Below are 16,539 nucleotides of genomic sequence, written 5' to 3'. Positions count from 1 at the left end.
TCAGACCGGCAAGGCCATATAGAACTGCGTGCCCTGACCGGGCCGTGAATACACGCCCATGCGTCCGCCATGCAACTGGATGATTTCCTTGCACAGCGCCAGCCCAAGGCCGGCCCCGCCCTTTTTGCGTCCGACCTGGACGAAAGGTTCGAAGATCCTGCCCTGCTGGCCATAGGCAATGCCTTCACCGTTGTCTTCGATGCTGATGATCACCCGCTCGGCGTGGCGACGTGCGTGCAAGCGGATGCGGCCGCCAGTCGACGTATGGCGCACAGCATTGTCGAGCAGGTTGTCCAGGACCCGGTCCAGTTGTGCGGGATCAACCTGGATATGCGGCAAGGGGGTGGTGAGCTCGACCTGTAGCTCGATCTGTTTGTCATTTGCTACGGCCGCGAAGCGCTGACACGCACGATTGAGGAGCTCGTCGATCGCACAGGGGGCCAGTTCAAGCTTTTGCAGGCCACTCTGGTAACGGGAGAAGTTCAGCAGGTCATTGATCAGCTGGTTCAGGCGCTGCATTTCTTCACTGATGGTTTCGCACAGGTCAGCTTCCCGCGAACCGGGGGCAACGCTCAGGCGTTCACGCAGCAGGCCGAAGGCCATATGCATGCCGGTCACGGGCGTGCGCAGTTCATGGGAGGCGCGCAGCACGAACTCGCTGCGCACCCGTTCGAACGCCCGTTGTTCGGTGACATCGTGCAGCACCATCACCGCGCCGAGGATTTGCCCTTGTGGGTGGTATACCGGTGTCAGGCTGTAGGAGAGCAGCCGGGCTTCTTCATCTATTTCCAGGCTGAGGTCGTCAGGCACCCGGTCCAGGGTGCCGCCGCGCAGTACCAGACGCAGTTGCTCGTCTAGCTCGGGGCGTTGCAGGGCATCGCCAAGGCCGGTGCCCAGACGGGCGTCTTCCCAGCCCAACTGGCGCTGGGCGACCGGGTTAAGGTGCTCCAGATGGCCTTGGCGATCGATGATCAGCAAGCCGTCGTCAATGCTGTCGAGCACCGCTTGCAGGCGCTGTTGGCCGGCCAACACTTCGTCGATGTTGGTCGCTTGATGTTTGCGCAGGGCTTCGGCCATCAGGCCAAAGCGGCGGGTCAGCTGGTTCAATTCCAAGGCGTGGGACACCGGCAAGGTGACGTCGAAGTTACCCTGGCCAATCTGGTCGGCAGCCTTGGCCAGCGCTTCGATCGGCTGGCCGACCCGGCGGGCGATGCCATGCGCGGTGACAAAACCGAGAATCAATACTGCCAGGCCCACCAGGCCCAACAAGCCACCAATCAACAGGGCGCGGTCATGGGCTTGCTGTTCGCTTTCGCTAATGTGCTGCAACGCACGTCGGTGCGATTCGACCAGGTCGGCCCGCAACAGATTGAAGGCCTGCCCCAGCGGCTGGCCTGCGCCAAGGCTTTGCGACGGTGAACTGCTACTGCGATAGGCCTGCAGGAACGCTTGATAATCGATGCTGGCCTTGGCAAAGCCCTGATCGCCAGGGCTGTCATCGTCATGGTTGACGCCCTCCTCCAGCAATTGCTGGAACTGGTGTTGCAACGCTTCGAGAGCCGGTTTGTCCAGGGTATCGTCAAGCAGCAGGGACAGTTGTTCACCCAGGTTTTGCCGCAGTTTCAGGCCCAGGTCGAGGGTCAGCGCGTTCTCCCGCACCAGCGCCTGTTGCGCGTTGGCCATCTGCAGCACGCTGGCCAGGCCCAGCAGCACGCCTAACAGCGCAACGGTGATCAGCGCCGAAATGCTGAGGAAAAGCCGCGTGCGCAGTTTCATCGCCAGTTTCATAAGTTGTACTGCTTGCGCTTGCGGTACAGGGTCGAGGCATCAATACCCAGGGTCTTGGCGGCCTGGTCGAGGGTTTCGCTGGTGGCCAGCACCGCGCCGATATGGGCACGTTCCAGTTCATCCAGGCTCAGCGCCGCGCCAATGCGCGGGGCGTTGCTGGCCGGCTGTTCGGCCATGCCCAGGTGGCTGATCTCGACGCGCTCCTGGGCACAGATGATGCTGGCTCGTTCGACCACGTTGCGCAGTTCACGAATATTGCCTGGCCAGCGGTAGTTGAGCAGCGCGGCGCGGGCGTCGTCGCTGAACGCCCGTGCCGGGCGCGAGTACTCCTTGACGAAGCGGGCGAGGAAGCGATCGGCCAGGGTGAGGATGTCTTCGCTGCGTTCGCGAAGCGGTGGCAGGTGCAGGGTGATGACATTCAGACGGTACAGCAGGTCTTCACGGAAGCGTCCTTCGCGGACCATATCCTCGAGGTTGAGGTTGGTTGCGGCCAGGATTCGCACATCGGCGCGGCGGGTGACTGGATCGCCGACGCGTTCGTATTCCTTGTCCTGGATAAAACGCAGCAGTTTGGGTTGCAGGGGCAGCGGGAAATCGCCGATTTCGTCGAGGAACAAGGTACCGCCGTCGGCCTGGTTGACCCGGCCCAGGGTGCTTTCGCTGGCGCCGGTAAAGGCGCCGCGGCTGTGGCCGAACAACTCGCTTTCCATCAGCTCGGTGGTCAGCGACGGGCAGTTGATGGTGACGCAGGCCTTGCGTGCGCGCCTGCTCCAGCCGTGAATGGCGCGGGCCAGCTCGCCTTTACCGGTACCGGATTCACCGAGAATGAGGATGTTGGCGTCGGTGCTGGCAACCTGGCGGGCGGTTTCCAGCACCACCATCATGGCCGGGCTGTGCGAGTCGAGGCCGTCCTTGGGTTTGCGTACTTCACCTTCCAGCGCTTCAAGACGCGCCGACAGCTGGCGTACCTCCAGTTGCTTGGCGGTGGCCAGACGCAGCTGGTCCGGGCTGCAGGGCTTGACCAGGTAATCGGCGGCGCCGGCCCGGATTGCGTCAACGGCAGTGTCGACCGCCGAATGCGCAGTGACGATCACCACGCGCATCCATGGCGCTTGAATACGCATTTGCGCCAGTACATCCAGACCATTGTCTTCGCCCAGGCGCAGGTCGAGGAAACACAGATCGAAGACTTGCCGTTGCAGCAGGGTTTCGGCCTGCGCCGCACTGTTGGCAGTGGCAACGCTGTAGCCTTCATCTTCAAGACAGTAACGGAAGGTTCGCAGGATGGCGGACTCATCGTCGACCAGCAGAATACGGCCTTGATGCTCCTGAGCTGGCTCCATTTCCTACGCTCCTTTAAGAATGATCTAGGTTAGTGTCGGAAAAATCGGGCAAGTTGCATGGTTCATTCTGATTCATTCCGTTACCTGCATGGTAGTGCCTCGCCCAGCAGTTATCTAACCCACTGAAAAATCACCGATTGCTTGCCGGGAAGGCGCTGTGGCGGGCGTCCTGCTGCTGCCGTTGGGCTGCAGCGCCGAAGCCAAGGCGCTCTGGTTGCCAATCCGCCGCACAGTGACGCCTGAATCAACGACAAGGTGCAGGGCTGATCATGCAAAACGCACGAACGCTTGAGCCCGATCGTGCAGGATACGTTTCGGTTGATATCGATAATTTTATTTAACTATCTGATTTTTAAAGATAAAAAATCGTTTCAAGGGCTGGCATGCAGGCTGCAATGACTACATCAAAGTCAGCAATAAACGCAGCAGGAGGAGCACGGCATGAACCGCTACCCCGCCACCCTAATGCAGGTTTCTTCGCTTCAACTGCGCCAGAGCCTGTTCTTCAGCCTGGCGTTGCTGCTGACCCTGATTGCCGGGCAGTTCTATAACAGCTGGGAAACCGCGCGCAGTGCCGAGCAGCTCGCTGCCCAGGCGGCAATGGTGGCGCAGGTTCAGGCGCAACGCTCGGTTGCGCCGCTGCAGGCCCGGGTCGCACTGTCTTCGCCAGGGACCACTGCAGCCGTTGTTGACACCGCTGCCCCACGAGATCGCTGGGTGTTCTGAGCGAACGCCCAAGGACTTCTTCGAAAAACAGCAAGGAGAATCACCATGTTGAGTTGGGCCATTACCTTCCTGATTATCGCCATTGTCGCTGCCGTGCTGGGCTTCGGTGGTATCGCCGGCGCCGCTACTGGCATCGCGAAGATTCTGTTCATTATCTTCCTGGTGCTGTTCGTGGTGTCCTTCTTCTTTGGTCGCCGCGGTAGGGGCTGAGTATGAGCACAACGCTAGGCAGAGCCCTGGTTGCCGTTCTGATGATGGGTGGCAGCGCAGCGGCAATGGCGGCCAGGTTCGGGCCAACCAGATTCTTGGCGTCCGCTGCCAAGGGACAGTTCCACGGGGCGGGTCGTTGTGCGAGTCCGGGCAGAAGTGCCTGAACCAACGCCTGATCGTTGCCTTCAGTTGGGACGAAGGCAGGCAAGCCCTGCTCAAGGAGCAACTCAAGCGTGATCCGAACAGGTACTGAGGCGCTGCTCACACCTTGGTACATATATAGAGGCTGAACCTTTTTCCATTTCAGGCTTCTATGCTGCACCGCCCGAGGAAGGCAGGTGTATGACCAGGGGGCCGGGCTGCTCTGATTGTTTCAGGATCGGAGGGGCCTAGGGGTACAGGGAGTACCTCCGATGAGGGCCGGGTCAGGTGAAGCGGTAACGGAAGTTGCGGGTCGGACAACTGCCTTCAGGCAGAGGTGTCCGACCGGACTTCCGTAGCACTCTTTGAGGCAAGCGCCTTTCCCTCGCAACAAATTCGTTTTTCCTACCGAAGCTGTCGACGCATATTTTTGCCCGACCGTACATCGATATTTTTTCACCCCTGCGCCCTACCAAAGTCGCAGCAATTTCACGCATTCGGATTGTCGAACAAGGGCGTTTGACCCGCAGGTGGATACCTCTATATCGGCCGGATTATGGCGCTTTGGCCATCGTCGGAATTCCGAACGGCCGACGAATGACCCATTGTGACGTACGTTTTGGCCGATAAACCTCATGCCGATTCGGCATGGGGTAGTCGTTTACGGCATTAGACGGAGCCCCCCCACGTCGGAATAGTTGCGCCTTTTTTCGCTGGCCTGAGCGTTATTACGCTCGCTTGCGGTGACCTTTTACGATGTCATCGGCAGATAACAAAAACGATGCGGATCGCTGGCAATGGCTCTGGGTCGCGGTTATCCGTCTGGTGGCCGTTTCCACCTGAAGAAAAGGTAACGACATGAAGAAGGCAAAGCTAAGCCTCGCCTGGCAGATCCTCATCGGTCTGGTACTGGGGATTGCAATCGGCGCTTTACTGAACCATTTCAGTGCAGAAAAGGCATGGTGGATCAGCAACGTCTTGCAACCTGCGGGTGACATCTTCATTCGCCTGATCAAGATGATCGTCATCCCGATCGTGATTTCGTCGCTGATCGTGGGGATCGCCGGGGTTGGCGACGCGAAAAAACTCGGCAGTATCGGCCTCAAGACCATTATCTATTTCGAGGTGGTGACCACTATCGCCATCGTCGTCGGTCTGGTGCTGGCCAACCTGTTCCACCCGGGCGCCGGCATCGACATGAGCACCCTGGGTACCGTCGATATCTCCAAGTACCAGGCTACGGCGGCCGAAGTCCAGCATGAGCATGCGTTCATCGAGACCATCCTCAACCTGATCCCGTCGAACATCTTTGCAGCGCTGATGCGCGGTGAGATGCTGCCGATCATTTTCTTCTCGGTGCTGTTCGGCCTTGGCCTGTCGAGCCAGCAGGCAGAGATCCGCGACCCGCTGGTGAAAACTTTCCAGGGCGTCTCCGAAGCCATGTTCAAGGTCACTCACATGATCATGAACTACGCGCCAATCGGTGTGTTCGCGCTGATCGCCGTGACCGTCGCCAACTTCGGCTTCGCCTCGCTGCTGCCGCTGGCCAAGCTGGTGCTGCTGGTGTACTTCGCCATCGCCTTCTTCGCCTTCATGGTCCTCGGCCTGGTTGCCCGCCTGTTCGGCTTCTCGGTGATCAAGCTGATGCGTATCTTCAAGGACGAACTGGTCCTGGCCTACTCCACCGCCAGCTCCGAGACCGTGCTGCCGCGCGTGATCGAGAAGATGGAAGCCTACGGTGCGCCGAAAGCCATCTGCAGCTTCGTGGTACCGACCGGCTACTCGTTCAACCTTGACGGTTCGACCCTGTACCAGAGCATCGCGGCAATCTTCATCGCCCAGCTGTACGGTATCGACCTGTCGCTGAGCCAGCAGTTGCTGCTGGTGCTGACCCTGATGGTCACCTCCAAAGGCATCGCGGGTGTCCCGGGCGTGTCCTTCGTGGTCTTGCTGGCCACCCTGGGCAGCGTTGGCATCCCGCTGGAAGGCCTGGCCTTCATCGCCGGTGTCGACCGTATCATGGACATGGCCCGTACCGCCCTGAACGTGATCGGCAACGCCCTGGCGGTCCTGGTTATCGCGCGTTGGGAAGGCATGTACGACGACGCCAAGGGTCAGCGCTACTGGAACTCGCTGCCGCACTGGCGCAGCAAGGAAGCCGTACCGGCTGGCAAGCCTGCCAGCAAGTAAGCGCCAACCTGGCTGCACGAAAAGCCCCGACCTGGTCGGGGCTTTTTTGTTGGCCCAATCGCAGGTCAAGCCCGCTCCTACAGTGCGGGAGCGGGCTTGACCCGCGATGAGGGCGTTACAAACATCAAGGTTTATGGCGCGAAGCCAACCCGGCCCGTTATCATTTGCGCCATCTTTGGGGGGAACAACGGATGCTCAACGGCCTTTGGCTTGGATTTTTCATTGTCGCTGCCGTCTCGGCGCTGGTGCAATGGCTGGTGGGCGGTAACGCCGGGATCTTCGCGGCAATGGTCGAAAGCATCTTCGCCATGGCCAAGCTCTCGGTCGAGGTCATGGTCCTGCTGTTCGGCACCCTGACCCTGTGGCTGGGCTTTTTGAAGATTGCCGAAAAGGCCGGCATCGTCGAATGGCTGGCCAAGGTTCTCGGCCCGCTGTTCGCCCGGTTGATGCCGGAAGTCCCGCCCGGCCACCCGGCCCTGGGCCTGATCACCCTCAACTTCGCCGCCAATGGCCTGGGCCTGGACAATGCCGCCACGCCTATCGGCCTCAAGGCCATGCGTGCGCTACAGGAGCTCAACCCCAGCTCGACTACCGCCAGCAACGCGCAAATCCTCTTCCTGGTGCTCAATGCCTCGTCGCTGACCCTGCTGCCGGTGACCATTTTCATGTACCGCGCCCAGCAAGGGGCGATGGACCCAACCCTGGTGTTCCTGCCGATCCTGCTCGCCACCAGTGGCTCGACCCTGGTCGGCCTGCTGTCGGTAGCTGTGATGCAGCGCCTGCGCCTGTGGGACCCGGTGGTGCTGGCTTACCTGATTCCCGGCGCTTTGCTGTTGGGCGGTTTCATGGCGTTTCTCGGCACCCTGTCGGCCACTGCGCTGGCGGGCCTGTCGTCGATTCTCGGCAACCTGACCCTGTTCGGCCTGATCATCGTCTTCCTGGTGATCGGCGCGCTGAAGCGGGTGAAGGTCTATGAAACCTTCGTAGAAGGCGCCAAGGAGGGCTTTGACGTCGCCAAGAGCCTGTTGCCCTATCTGGTTGCCATGCTTTGCGCGGTCGGCGTGCTACGCGCCTCAGGGGCCCTGGAGCTGGCCCTGGATGGCATCCGCCATGCGGTCGAGTGGCTGGGCTGGGATACCCGCTTCGTCGAAGGCCTGCCGACGGCGCTGGTCAAACCGTTCTCCGGCAGCGCAGCGCGGGCGATGCTGATTGAAACCATGCAGACCCACGGCGTGGACAGTTTCCCGGCCCTGGTGGCGGCAACCATCCAGGGCAGTACCGAAACCACCTTCTACGTGCTGGCGGTGTACTTCGGCGCCGTCGGTATCCAGCGCGCCCGCCATGCGGTGGGCTGCGCCCTGTTGGCGGAGCTGGCCGGGGTGGTCTCGGCAATCTTCGTCTGCTACTGGTTCTTCGCCTGAAGCTGGCTAGCCTGGCTCACCGTCCAATCGACCAGTTGTTTCATCAACTGGTCACTGGCCGTGCCAAAGCCGTTGACCACCGCTGAAACCTGTTTGTCGCTTAGCGGCTGGCGTACCTCAAAGCGCCGGCTGGCGAGGATGCGCTGGCTGCGGCCCTGCACCAGGCGGGCGTCATAGCGGACCACCACGACCAGGCCGTCGGTGCTGTACTCGCTCTGGAACGCCTGCAGCTCGCCAGCAATTTCATAGTCGCTTTGCAGGTTGCTGTCGTCGGCACTGAGGCGCTGTACCCGGCCATCCCGCTGGAAGGCATCGAGCATGCGGTTGCGCAGCAGGGTTGGCGCCGGGTCGCTCCAGCGTGCGCCCTTGTAGCTGCTGATCTGGTTGCCTTGCGGCACTACGGCGATACGTGGGCTGTTCAAGGCTTCGCTGGCGATCGGCTTGTTCACCCGCAGCGACCACAGCGCGCTTTGCGTCACAGTCCGGGTGCTTTGCGCCGAAGGCAGACGGTAGACGTCGGCAGGCTCGGCCTGGGGCAGGATCGAGCAGGCACTGCTCAGGCTCAGCGCGGTGGCCAGGGCAAGGTAGCGGCAGGTACGGATCATGGCTCGAACTCCTTGTTTTTGTCACGGCCCAGCAGGTAGCCGCTGGGGTTGGCTTCCAGGCGTTGAGAGATGGCCTTGAGCGAAGTCAGGGTATCGCGCAGCTCGCGGATTGCCGGCGCCAGTTGATTGAAACCCTGGGCACCGCCGTCGATGGCTTCGCGGTTGTCATTGAGCAGGCTGTTGATGGTCGCGGTGCTTTGCGCCAGCGACTGCATGGCTTGCTCTGCGCTGCCGAACATCTGCTTGCCCTGGTTGCTGAGCAGGCCGTTGGCGTTGTGCATCAGTTCGCTGGTCTGCTCGAGCATGGCCCCGGCCTGCTTGCCGACCTGGGCCAGTTGCTGGATGGCCTCGCGAATGTCGCCCCGCTGGTCGTTGAAAGCCCCGGTGGTCTGTTCGAGGTTGTTCAGGGTGTTGCTCAGGCGGGCGACGTTGTCCTGGGAGAACAATGCGTTGGCGTTGTGCACCAGGGCGTTGATGTTGGTCATCAGGTCGCTGCCGTCATCCAGCAAGCGGGCAATCGGCGACGGCGAGGCGATGATCACGGGCAGCTTGCCATCCTTGCCCTTGAGCTCCGGGCTTTGCGGCGTACCACCGCTGAGCTGGATGAACGAGGTGCCGGTGATGCCGGTGAGGGTCAGTTTGGCCTGAGTGTCCTCCTTGATGGGGGTATCGGCGCTCAGGCGCACCTGGGCCAGTACCCGGCGCGGATCATTGGGGTCAAGGCGCAGGCTGGTGACGTCGCCGACCTTGATGCCGCTGTACTGCACCGAACTGCCCCGGGACAACCCGGAAACGGCTTCGTTGAATACCACTTCGTAGTCCTTGAAGGTGCTGTCGACGCTGGATTTGGTCAGCCACAGGCCGAACAGCATGGCGCCCGCCACCACCAGCACGGTGACCAGGCCGATCAGGACATGATGTGCACGGGTTTCCATCTCAGAGCTCCTTGGGCGCTGTAGCGGCCTGGTACGCCGCGCGGCCACGCGGGCCATGAAAGTAGTCGTGAATCCAGGCGTCGTCGGTGTCTTCGACCTGGGCAATGGGCCCGGCCACCAGCACCTTCTTTTGCGACAGCACGGCGACGCGGTCGGTGATGGTGTAGAGGGTGTCCAGGTCGTGGGTAATCAGGAACACGCTCAGGCCCAGGGCGTCGCGCAGGGTCAGGATGAGCTGGTCGAAGGCCGCCGCGCCAATCGGATCGAGGCCGGCAGTGGGTTCGTCGAGAAACAGGATGTCCGGGTCCAGGGCCAGCGCCCGGGCCAATGCCGCGCGCTTGATCATCCCGCCGGACAGCGATGAGGGGTATTTATCTGCTGCGGAAATCGGCAATCCGGCCAGGGCCAGCTTGACCCCGGCCAGGTGCTCGGCATCGGCGCGGCTAAGGCCCGCGTGCTCGATCAGCGGCAAGGCGACGTTCTCGGTGACGGTCAGCGAGGAGAACAATGCGCCCTTCTGGAACAGCACGCCGAACCGCCGCTCGACCCGCGAACGCTGCTCGTCGCTGGCGCTGCTCAGGTCCTGGCCGAACACCTGCACCTGGCCTTCATTGGGCCGGCGCAGGCCGACGATGCTGCGCAGCAACACCGACTTGCCGCTGCCCGAGCCGCCTACCACGGCGAGGATCTCGCCGCGGTACAGGTCCAGGTCGAGTTGCTCGTGCACGCTCTGGGTGCCGAAGCGGTTGCAGATGCCACGGGCTTCGATCACCGCCTTGCGGGCGTTGCTGTTGGCTTCGTTCACCAGCCCATCTCCATGAAGAACAGCGCCGCCACGGCATCCAGAACGATCACCACGAAGATCGACTGCACCACGCTGGAGGTGGTGTGGGCGCCGACCGATTCGGCGCTGCCGCTGACCTTGAAGCCTTCCAGGCAACCGATGGCGGCGATCAAGAACGCAAAGAACGGTGCTTTGACCAGCCCGACCAGAAAGTGCTGCACACCAATATCGCTTTGCAGCAGCGACAGGAACATCGCCGGCGAGATACCCAGCGACAGCGCGCAGACCACCGCCCCGCCGATAATGCCGCAGAGCATGGCGACAAAGGTCAGCAACGGTAGCGCGATCAGCAGCGCCAGCACCCGTGGCACCACCAGCAGTTCCACCGGATCGAGGCCCAGGGTGCGGATGGCATCGATCTCTTCATTGGCTTTCATTGAGCCGATTTGCGCGGTAAAGGCACTGGCGGTGCGTCCGGCCATCAGAATCGCGGTCAGCAGCACGCCGAACTCCCGCAGGAACGAGAATGCCACCAGGTCGACGGTAAAGATGCTGGCACCAAAGCTGGCCAGTACCGTGGCGCCGAGAAAGGCCACCACCGCACCGACCAGGAAGGTCAGCAAAGCGACGATGGGCGCAGCGTCCAGGCCGGTCTGTTCGATATGCGCGACCACCGAGGTAACCCGCCAGCGCTTAGGCTGGAACAGGCGCAGGAACAGGGTTTGCAGGATCAGGCCGATGAAGCCGAGGATCTGCTGGGTGTCTTGCCACAGGGTGTCGACCGCACGGCCGATACGGCTGAGCAGTTGAATCAGCACCGAGCGTTCGGTCTGTTTTTCCGGGATGCAGAAGTCCTGCACCGAGCAATACACGGTCTTGAGCAATGCCTGGCTGGCGGCGGGCAGGTGCGTGGCGGTTTCGGTCAGCCGCGCCAGGCGCTCGGCGCCGAGCAGCTCGACCAGCAACGCCGCTCCGGCGGTGTCCAGTTTGCCGAGCTGGTCGAGGTCGACTTCGGTGGACGAATCGTACTGGCCCACCAGGCTGTCGCTGCTGCGCTTGAGGCTGGCGTAGTTGGCCAGGGTCCAGTCACCGGCGATGTGCAGCCGTGGCGGGCTGCTTGCAGTATCCAGGGTGGCGCTAGCGTGTGTAGTCATAGGCTCCATGCTGTCCGACCAACGGTTCGCAGCCTCAGAGCATAGCGTTACTCGGCTGCGGGCGCTTGACCATCGTCAACCACCCGAAAGCGCAGCACACCGATGACCTGGCCGTCTTCGGTCAGCACCCGCACCTGCCAGCGCCCCACCGGGTTGCCGGGGAAGTTCTGCTTGTGGGTCCAGGCGCGGTAGCCTTCCTTGCGCCCGCCGTGGATATCCAGGGCGATGCGGTCGACCTCTTTGCCCTCGAACTGCCAGACATGATAGATCCGCTCGTTCAGCCCGCGAGGGGCATTGATGGCGGTAAACGCGTAGAGGCCAGCGCGTATTTCACTGGCGTTGATCTGCTTAAGGCTGTTGCCCGGGGTGCGGTTCTCGACTTGGGTGCTGACCGCCACTTCGGCCATCCACAGCGTTGCCGGCGGTACCCAGGAACGCAGCATCCAGCCGCCGGCGCCGACCGCCAGGGTCATTACCACCAGCATCAGGCCTCGGCGCCAGTGGCTGATCGGGAAGCTGCTGGCCAGGCTCGGGAACGACAGCAACATGGCGATGCCCAGGGCCAGCTTGAAGCTTTGCGACGTGGTCAGGTGCAGGATGATCGGCAGCGCGGTGAGCAGCGCGGCGAACAGGGTCAGGGTGTGCAGCGCCAGGTACAGCCAGCGCCGTGGGGCCAGCCACTTGTAGTACAGCGGGTCGATAATCGAGATCAGCCCGGCGGCGGCCAGGATGCCGGTAAACACCAGTTGGCCGCTGTTCCAGGTGGTGGTCACGAAGAAGAACGGCAAGACGAAGAACAGGCTTTCCTGGTGGATCATCTGCGTCGCGTAGCGCAGCAGCGGTTGGGGAATTTCGCGCTTGAAGACCTTGGCAAAGACCTTGGTGAAGGTGTTCTCCATCATCAGCCAGATCCAGCTGATGAGCATGACGATGGCAATCCAGCTGGCCAGGCTTTCCTGGCGATCGACCAGGATGAAGCTGCCGACACCGGAGATGAAACCGCCGAGGGCGATGACCCCGGGGTAGCGCTTGATCAGCTCGATCAGGCGCTGGAGGTAGAGAGGCATGAAGGTGTTCGCAAGGTCAGGTAAAAACTGGCACAGGATACTCTGGTTTGAGCTGGCCTTGTGCTGTTACTGCGGGCGCCCCCCCATCTAGGGCAAAGCCTTGCTGATCGGTTCTAGCGGCGGCGCCGCCCCCAGATCAGCACCCCGGCCAACAACACCGCCACCGCCAGCGCCACCCATCCATACAGCTCGTCATAACTGAGCAGCGGCTTCTCGATCCGCACATAGCCAGGTTCGGCCAGCAACTGCTTCAGGGCCCGGTTGGCATCGTCGAGGCTGATCCTGCGCAACGCCCGCCCCGGATCAGTAAAGCGCCCGTCGCTGTAGCTGTTCAGGGCCCCCCAGTAATAATCAGCCAAGGCGCTATTGCCCTGCGTGGCCCAGGTTTCGCGGTCGATGGCAGCCTGCTTGATGCGCTGGAAGGTGACCGGGTCCAGGCCATCCTTGCGCAAGCGCTCAAGCATGGCGGCCAGGGCCTGCTCGGCGGCATCGACATCGGCACGGTCCAGGTCGGCATTGAGCGCCATCAACCCGGTGTCACCAAAGCTTTCGCGCTGGCTGGACGGGCCATAGGAAAAGCCGTGCCTGAGCCGCAACTCGTCATATAGCGCCCAGTCCAGATAGCGCTGCAGCAGGTCGTAGGTCTGACCATGGTCATGGTCCAGCACCGGCTCCAGGAACAGCCAGTGCAAGCGTGCGCTGTCGCCCAGCCAGCCGCGGGTCAGTTCCCGGCGGGGTTCGGCTTCGTGGGTAACGCCGTCAAGCCCCCGCCGCTCACCTGGCTCGACCGCGGGCAGCTCGCCATAGGTGCGCTCCAGGTAGGCCGGTAGCAGGCGGTCGAGGCCGCCAACGACGATCAGGGTCATGTTGTTGGCGGCGTACCAGTGCTGGCGCAGGTCGTTGACCTCCTCCAGGGTCATGTCCTCGATGGAGGAGCGCTCGGCGCACTTGAGCCCCAGTTCCACCGCCAACTGGTCGCTGGCGCGGTGGCCGAGGTCCTGGCGGTCGAGCCAGCGTTGCAGGTGGGAGTAATGGCCACCGTCTTCGCGTTCGACGATGCGCTTGGACAGTTCCAGGGCTTTTTCATCGATCCGGGTGTCGTTGATCATGGCTAGCAGCAGGTCGAGCACCTTGCGCTGGTTGCGCGCCGGCGCTTCGATGACGAAGGTGGTATCGGCGCTGCTGGTGTAGGCGTTCCACTCCCCGCCCAGCGCCTGCATGCGCTCTTCCAGGCCACCCTCGCCGCGGTCGTCGATACCACTGAACAGCAAGTGTTCGAGCAGGTGGGGCAACTCCTGGCGCTCGCACGGGAAGTCATCGAAGCCGACACCCACCACCAGGCGGATCGACACATGGTTGCGTTCATAACCTGACTTGAGTACTACCTGCAGGCCGTTGGGCAGCAGGTAGCCTTCGACCTGGGAGCGGTCGAGGGCAAAGCCGGGCACGCAGCCCAGCAGCAGGCAAATGAATATCAGGCAACGCATGGCGAGCTTCCTTGCGGGAGTTCTTGGGGTCAAGCGATCAGGGTGAATGGGCGTCGTCCGGCACACTGTCGAGCAGTAGGCCGCCGGTATCGGAACCGCCCAATACGACATAGGCACTGCTGCAGAACAAGGAGTTCAATCGTTTCATGTCGGCGATCAGTTCCAGGTGCAACGAGCTGGTCTCGATACTTTGCACCACTTTACGTTGCAGTCGGCTGACATGGGCGTGGGCCAGGCGCCGTTCCTGGGCGCGGAAGCGGCGTTTTTCCCGCAGCAGCTGGCGGGCGCTTTCCGGGTCGGCGCTGAGAAACACTGAAAGGCCCAGGCGCAGATTGGCCAGCAACTGGCTGTGCAGACCGGTGAGTTCTTCCAGGCCAACGTCGGAAAACTCCCGGCGCTGGGAGGTCTTCTGCTGCTGAACCTTGCGCAGCATGCGCTCGATCAGGTCGCTGGCCAGCTTGAGGTTGATTGCAAGCTCGATAATTTCGGCCCAGCGCCGGCTGTCCTGCTCGCTGAGGTCTTCGCGCGGCATCTGCGCCAGGTACAGTTTGATGGCGTTGTACAGGGCCTCGACGTCTTCGTTGAGGCCGCGCATTTGCTGGGTCATGGCGGTCTGGGTACCGCGCAGCACATTGAGCATGGCATCGAGCATGCTGTCGACCAGGTCGCCCATGCGCAGGGTTTCGCGCACCGCGTTGGCCAGGGCCAGGCTGGGCGTGGTCAGTGCGGTGGCATCCAGGTGCCGTGGGCGGGCTCGGCCGTTGGCTTCTTCGCGCTCGGGCAGCAGCCAGCCGCACAGGCGCCCCATCGGGGCAACCGTGGGCAACAAGATCAGGCAGCGCAGGGTGTTGTAGAGCAGGTGAAAGCCGATCACCAGCTCTTGTGGGCTGAGGCTCAGGCTGTCCATCCATGCCACCAGCGGATGCAGCACTGGGATGATCAGCACCAGGCCGATCAGCTTGTACAGCAAACTGCCCAGCGCCACTTGGCGGCCGGCGGCGTTTTGCATGCTGGTGCTGAGAAAGGCCAGCAGGCCGCTGCCGATGTTGGCGCCGATCACCAGGCCGATGGCCACCGGCAGGCTGATCAGCTCGGCGCCGGCCAGGGTTGCGGTGAGCAGCACGGCGGCAAGGCTTGAGTAGGAAATCAGCGCAAACAAGGCGCCGACCAGGGCATCGAGGAGGATATCGCCGGTCAGTGAGGCGAACAGCACTTTCACGCCTTGGGCATGGGTGATCGGCGCTGCCGCTTCGACGATCAACTGCAGGGCGAGGATGATCAGGCCCAGGCCGATACCGACGCGGCCCAGTTGGCCGGCGCGGGTCTGCTTGCGGGAAAGGAAGAAAATCACCCCGAGAAATATCAGCAGCGGCGACAGCCACGACAGATCAAACGTCAGCACCCGCGCCATCAGTGCCGTACCGACATCGGCGCCGAGCATGATCGCCAGCGCCGGGGTCAGGCCCATCAGGCTCTGGCCAACGAACGAGGTCACCAGCATCGCCGTGGCGTTGCTGCTTTGCACCATTGCCGTCACCAGGATACCGGCGACAAACGCCAGCGGCCGCTTGGACATGTTCTGGCTCAGTACCCGACGCAGGTTTGAGCCATACACCCGCAAGATACCGGTACGCACGATGTGCGTGCCCCAGATCAGCAACGCCACGGCGGAAAGCAGATTGAGCAGGGTCAGCATTGAAAAGGCCCCCTGTAATGCGCCCCAGCGGGGCAAATGGATAATGCTGTGAGCCTGTCCTGCTACCAGGCGGTTTTTCCCAGTGCTCACTTAAGCTGTAGTCGGCCAACGGCCGTGGCGCCAGCATCGCATAGCCACGGCAGCCTTTGAAACAAAACTGTCATGGCGCTTAATGAAAAAAGGGCCCCGCAGGGCCCTTTTCAACAGCACCGGGATTACTGACCCGGAATGTCCTTGCGAAGTTTCACCGGATCGCTCTGTTGCTTCTTCTTGGCCATGGCCGTGCGCATCTTGATGTTGATCGCTTCGACTGCCAGCGAGAACGCCATGGCGAAGTAGACGTAGCCTTTCGGTACGTGTACGTCGAAGGATTCGGCGATCAGCACGGTACCGACCACGATCAGGAACGACAGGGCGAGCATCTTCAGCGACGGGTGCTTGTCGATGAAGTTACTGATGGCGCCGGCGCACAGCATCATCACCAGCACGGCGACGATAATCGCGGCGATCATCACCGGTACGTGGGAAACCATGCCCACGGCAGTGATCACCGAGTCGAGGGAGAAGACGATGTCGATGATCGCGATCTGGATGATGGTGTAGAAGAACTTGCCGCCGGCGCCGCCTGGCTCGTCGCTGGTTTCGTCTTCACCTTCCAGGCCGTGGTAGATCTCCTGAGAGCTTTTCCACAAGAGGAACAGGCCGCCGAAGAACAGGATCAGGTCGCGCCCGGAAATGCCCTGGTCGAACACTACGAACAGATCGGCGGTCAGGCGCATTACCCAGGTGATCGACAGCAGCAGCAGGATCCGGGTGACCATGGCCAGTGCCAGGCCGAAGATCCGGGTGCGCTGTTGCATGTGCTTGGGCATGCGGCTGACCAGGATCGAGATCATGATGATGTTGTCGATACCGAGAACGATCTCAAGCGCCGTCAGAGTAAAAAAGGCAACCCAGATCTCTGGGCTGGTCAGCCATTCCATGTGTATTCC

General features: G+C 62.0%; 14 protein-coding genes. 4 read left to right on the top strand and 10 right to left on the bottom strand.

Features of this window, described 5'->3' with window-relative positions; genetic code table 11:
- A complete protein-coding gene (locus tag UW3_RS0111560; RefSeq protein WP_085989517.1) occupies positions 1-1,776 on the bottom strand; it encodes a KinB sensor domain-containing domain in 1,776 nt (591 codons plus the stop codon).
- 8 nt (positions 1,777-1,784) lie between these two features.
- Positions 1,785-3,131 (bottom strand): sigma-54-dependent response regulator transcription factor AlgB, encoded by a 1,347-nt coding sequence (gene algB / locus UW3_RS0111555; protein ID WP_010222611.1) that lies wholly within the window; start codon positions 3,129-3,131, stop codon positions 1,785-1,787.
- A 441-nt stretch (positions 3,132-3,572) separates the two neighbouring features.
- On the opposite strand from algB, the gene UW3_RS0111550 reads away from it, so the two are divergent.
- The 4 genes from UW3_RS0111550 to UW3_RS0111535 all read left to right on the top strand — a co-directional run bounded on the left by UW3_RS0111550 (position 3,573) and on the right by UW3_RS0111535 (position 7,819).
- Positions 3,573-3,857, top strand: a complete 285-nt coding sequence (locus tag UW3_RS0111550; protein WP_010222610.1) for a hypothetical protein — start codon at positions 3,573-3,575, stop codon at positions 3,855-3,857.
- A 45-nt stretch (positions 3,858-3,902) separates the two neighbouring features.
- Positions 3,903-4,067: a DUF1328 domain-containing protein gene (locus tag UW3_RS28185; protein WP_010222609.1), complete on the top strand. Its 165-nt coding sequence runs from the start codon at positions 3,903-3,905 to the stop codon at positions 4,065-4,067.
- 999 nt (positions 4,068-5,066) lie between these two features.
- Positions 5,067-6,398: a glutamate/aspartate:proton symporter GltP gene (gene gltP, locus UW3_RS0111540; protein ID WP_010222608.1), complete on the top strand. Its 1,332-nt coding sequence runs from the start codon at positions 5,067-5,069 to the stop codon at positions 6,396-6,398.
- Between the two features lie 191 nt (positions 6,399-6,589).
- Positions 6,590-7,819, top strand: a complete 1,230-nt coding sequence (locus UW3_RS0111535; RefSeq protein ID WP_010222607.1) for a nucleoside recognition domain-containing protein — start codon at positions 6,590-6,592, stop codon at positions 7,817-7,819.
- On the opposite strand, the gene UW3_RS0111530 is transcribed toward UW3_RS0111535, so the two are convergent.
- The 8 genes from UW3_RS0111530 to UW3_RS0111495 all read right to left on the bottom strand — a co-directional run bounded on the left by UW3_RS0111530 (position 7,801) and on the right by UW3_RS0111495 (position 16,530).
- Positions 7,801-8,424 carry an ABC-type transport auxiliary lipoprotein family protein gene (locus UW3_RS0111530; protein WP_010222606.1) on the bottom strand — a complete coding sequence of 208 codons (624 nt, stop codon included), beginning with the start codon at positions 8,422-8,424 and terminating at the stop codon, positions 7,801-7,803. The two genes, UW3_RS0111535 and UW3_RS0111530, sit on opposite strands and share 19 nt — an antisense overlap.
- Positions 8,421-9,359 (bottom strand): MlaD family protein, encoded by a 939-nt coding sequence (locus tag UW3_RS0111525; protein WP_010222605.1) that lies wholly within the window; start codon positions 9,357-9,359, stop codon positions 8,421-8,423. Before UW3_RS0111525 ends, UW3_RS0111530 begins: the two co-directional genes overlap by 4 nt.
- 1 nt (position 9,360) lies before the next feature.
- Positions 9,361-10,131 carry an ABC transporter ATP-binding protein gene (locus UW3_RS0111520; RefSeq protein ID WP_374045291.1) on the bottom strand — a complete coding sequence of 257 codons (771 nt, stop codon included), beginning with the start codon at positions 10,129-10,131 and terminating at the stop codon, positions 9,361-9,363.
- A gap of 29 nt (positions 10,132-10,160) precedes the next feature.
- Positions 10,161-11,306 (bottom strand): ABC transporter permease, encoded by a 1,146-nt coding sequence (locus UW3_RS0111515; RefSeq protein ID WP_026001286.1) that lies wholly within the window; start codon positions 11,304-11,306, stop codon positions 10,161-10,163.
- 38 nt (positions 11,307-11,344) lie between these two features.
- Positions 11,345-12,364, bottom strand: coding sequence for a DUF5924 family protein (locus tag UW3_RS0111510; protein WP_010222601.1), 1,020 nt, complete (start codon positions 12,362-12,364; stop codon positions 11,345-11,347).
- A gap of 113 nt (positions 12,365-12,477) precedes the next feature.
- Positions 12,478-13,851, bottom strand: coding sequence for a M16 family metallopeptidase (locus UW3_RS0111505; RefSeq protein ID WP_010222600.1), 1,374 nt, complete (start codon positions 13,849-13,851; stop codon positions 12,478-12,480).
- 37 nt (positions 13,852-13,888) lie between these two features.
- Entirely contained in the window at positions 13,889-15,547 is a 1,659-nt protein-coding gene (locus tag UW3_RS0111500; RefSeq protein ID WP_010222598.1) for a Na/Pi cotransporter family protein, read from the bottom strand.
- A gap of 215 nt (positions 15,548-15,762) precedes the next feature.
- Complete coding sequence (locus tag UW3_RS0111495) at positions 15,763-16,530, bottom strand: TerC family protein (RefSeq protein ID WP_010222597.1); 768 nt, start codon at positions 16,528-16,530, stop codon at positions 15,763-15,765.
- Positions 16,531-16,539: the final 9 nt, after the last annotated feature.

It is taken from the genome of Pseudomonas donghuensis (assembly GCF_000259195.1).
GTDB classification, from domain to species: domain Bacteria; phylum Pseudomonadota; class Gammaproteobacteria; order Pseudomonadales; family Pseudomonadaceae; genus Aquipseudomonas; species Aquipseudomonas donghuensis.
This window is presented reverse-complemented; position numbering and strand designations above follow the sequence as displayed.

Bases quoted from the DNA above. Each gene is read 5' to 3' on its own strand.
- UW3_RS0111505 (WP_010222600.1), bottom strand. From the start codon at position 13,851: ATGCGTTGCCTGATATTCATTTGCCTGCTGCTGGGCTGCGTGCCCGGC.
- UW3_RS0111525 (WP_010222605.1), bottom strand. From the start codon at position 9,359: ATGGAAACCCGTGCACATCATGTCCTGATCGGCCTGGTCACCGTGCTG.
- UW3_RS0111495 (WP_010222597.1), bottom strand. From the start codon at position 16,530: ATGGAATGGCTGACCAGCCCAGAGATCTGGGTTGCCTTTTTTACTCTG.
- UW3_RS0111530 (WP_010222606.1), bottom strand. From the start codon at position 8,424: ATGATCCGTACCTGCCGCTACCTTGCCCTGGCCACCGCGCTGAGCCTG.
- UW3_RS0111560 (WP_085989517.1), bottom strand. From the start codon at position 1,776: ATGAAACTGCGCACGCGGCTTTTCCTCAGCATTTCGGCGCTGATCACC.
- algB (WP_010222611.1), bottom strand. From the start codon at position 3,131: ATGGAGCCAGCTCAGGAGCATCAAGGCCGTATTCTGCTGGTCGACGAT.
- UW3_RS0111515 (WP_026001286.1), bottom strand. From the start codon at position 11,306: ATGGAGCCTATGACTACACACGCTAGCGCCACCCTGGATACTGCAAGC.
- gltP (WP_010222608.1), top strand. From the start codon at position 5,067: ATGAAGAAGGCAAAGCTAAGCCTCGCCTGGCAGATCCTCATCGGTCTG.
- UW3_RS0111550 (WP_010222610.1), top strand. From the start codon at position 3,573: ATGAACCGCTACCCCGCCACCCTAATGCAGGTTTCTTCGCTTCAACTG.
- UW3_RS0111500 (WP_010222598.1), bottom strand. From the start codon at position 15,547: ATGCTGACCCTGCTCAATCTGCTTTCCGCCGTGGCGTTGCTGATCTGG.
- UW3_RS28185 (WP_010222609.1), top strand. From the start codon at position 3,903: ATGTTGAGTTGGGCCATTACCTTCCTGATTATCGCCATTGTCGCTGCC.
- UW3_RS0111510 (WP_010222601.1), bottom strand. From the start codon at position 12,364: ATGCCTCTCTACCTCCAGCGCCTGATCGAGCTGATCAAGCGCTACCCC.
- UW3_RS0111535 (WP_010222607.1), top strand. From the start codon at position 6,590: ATGCTCAACGGCCTTTGGCTTGGATTTTTCATTGTCGCTGCCGTCTCG.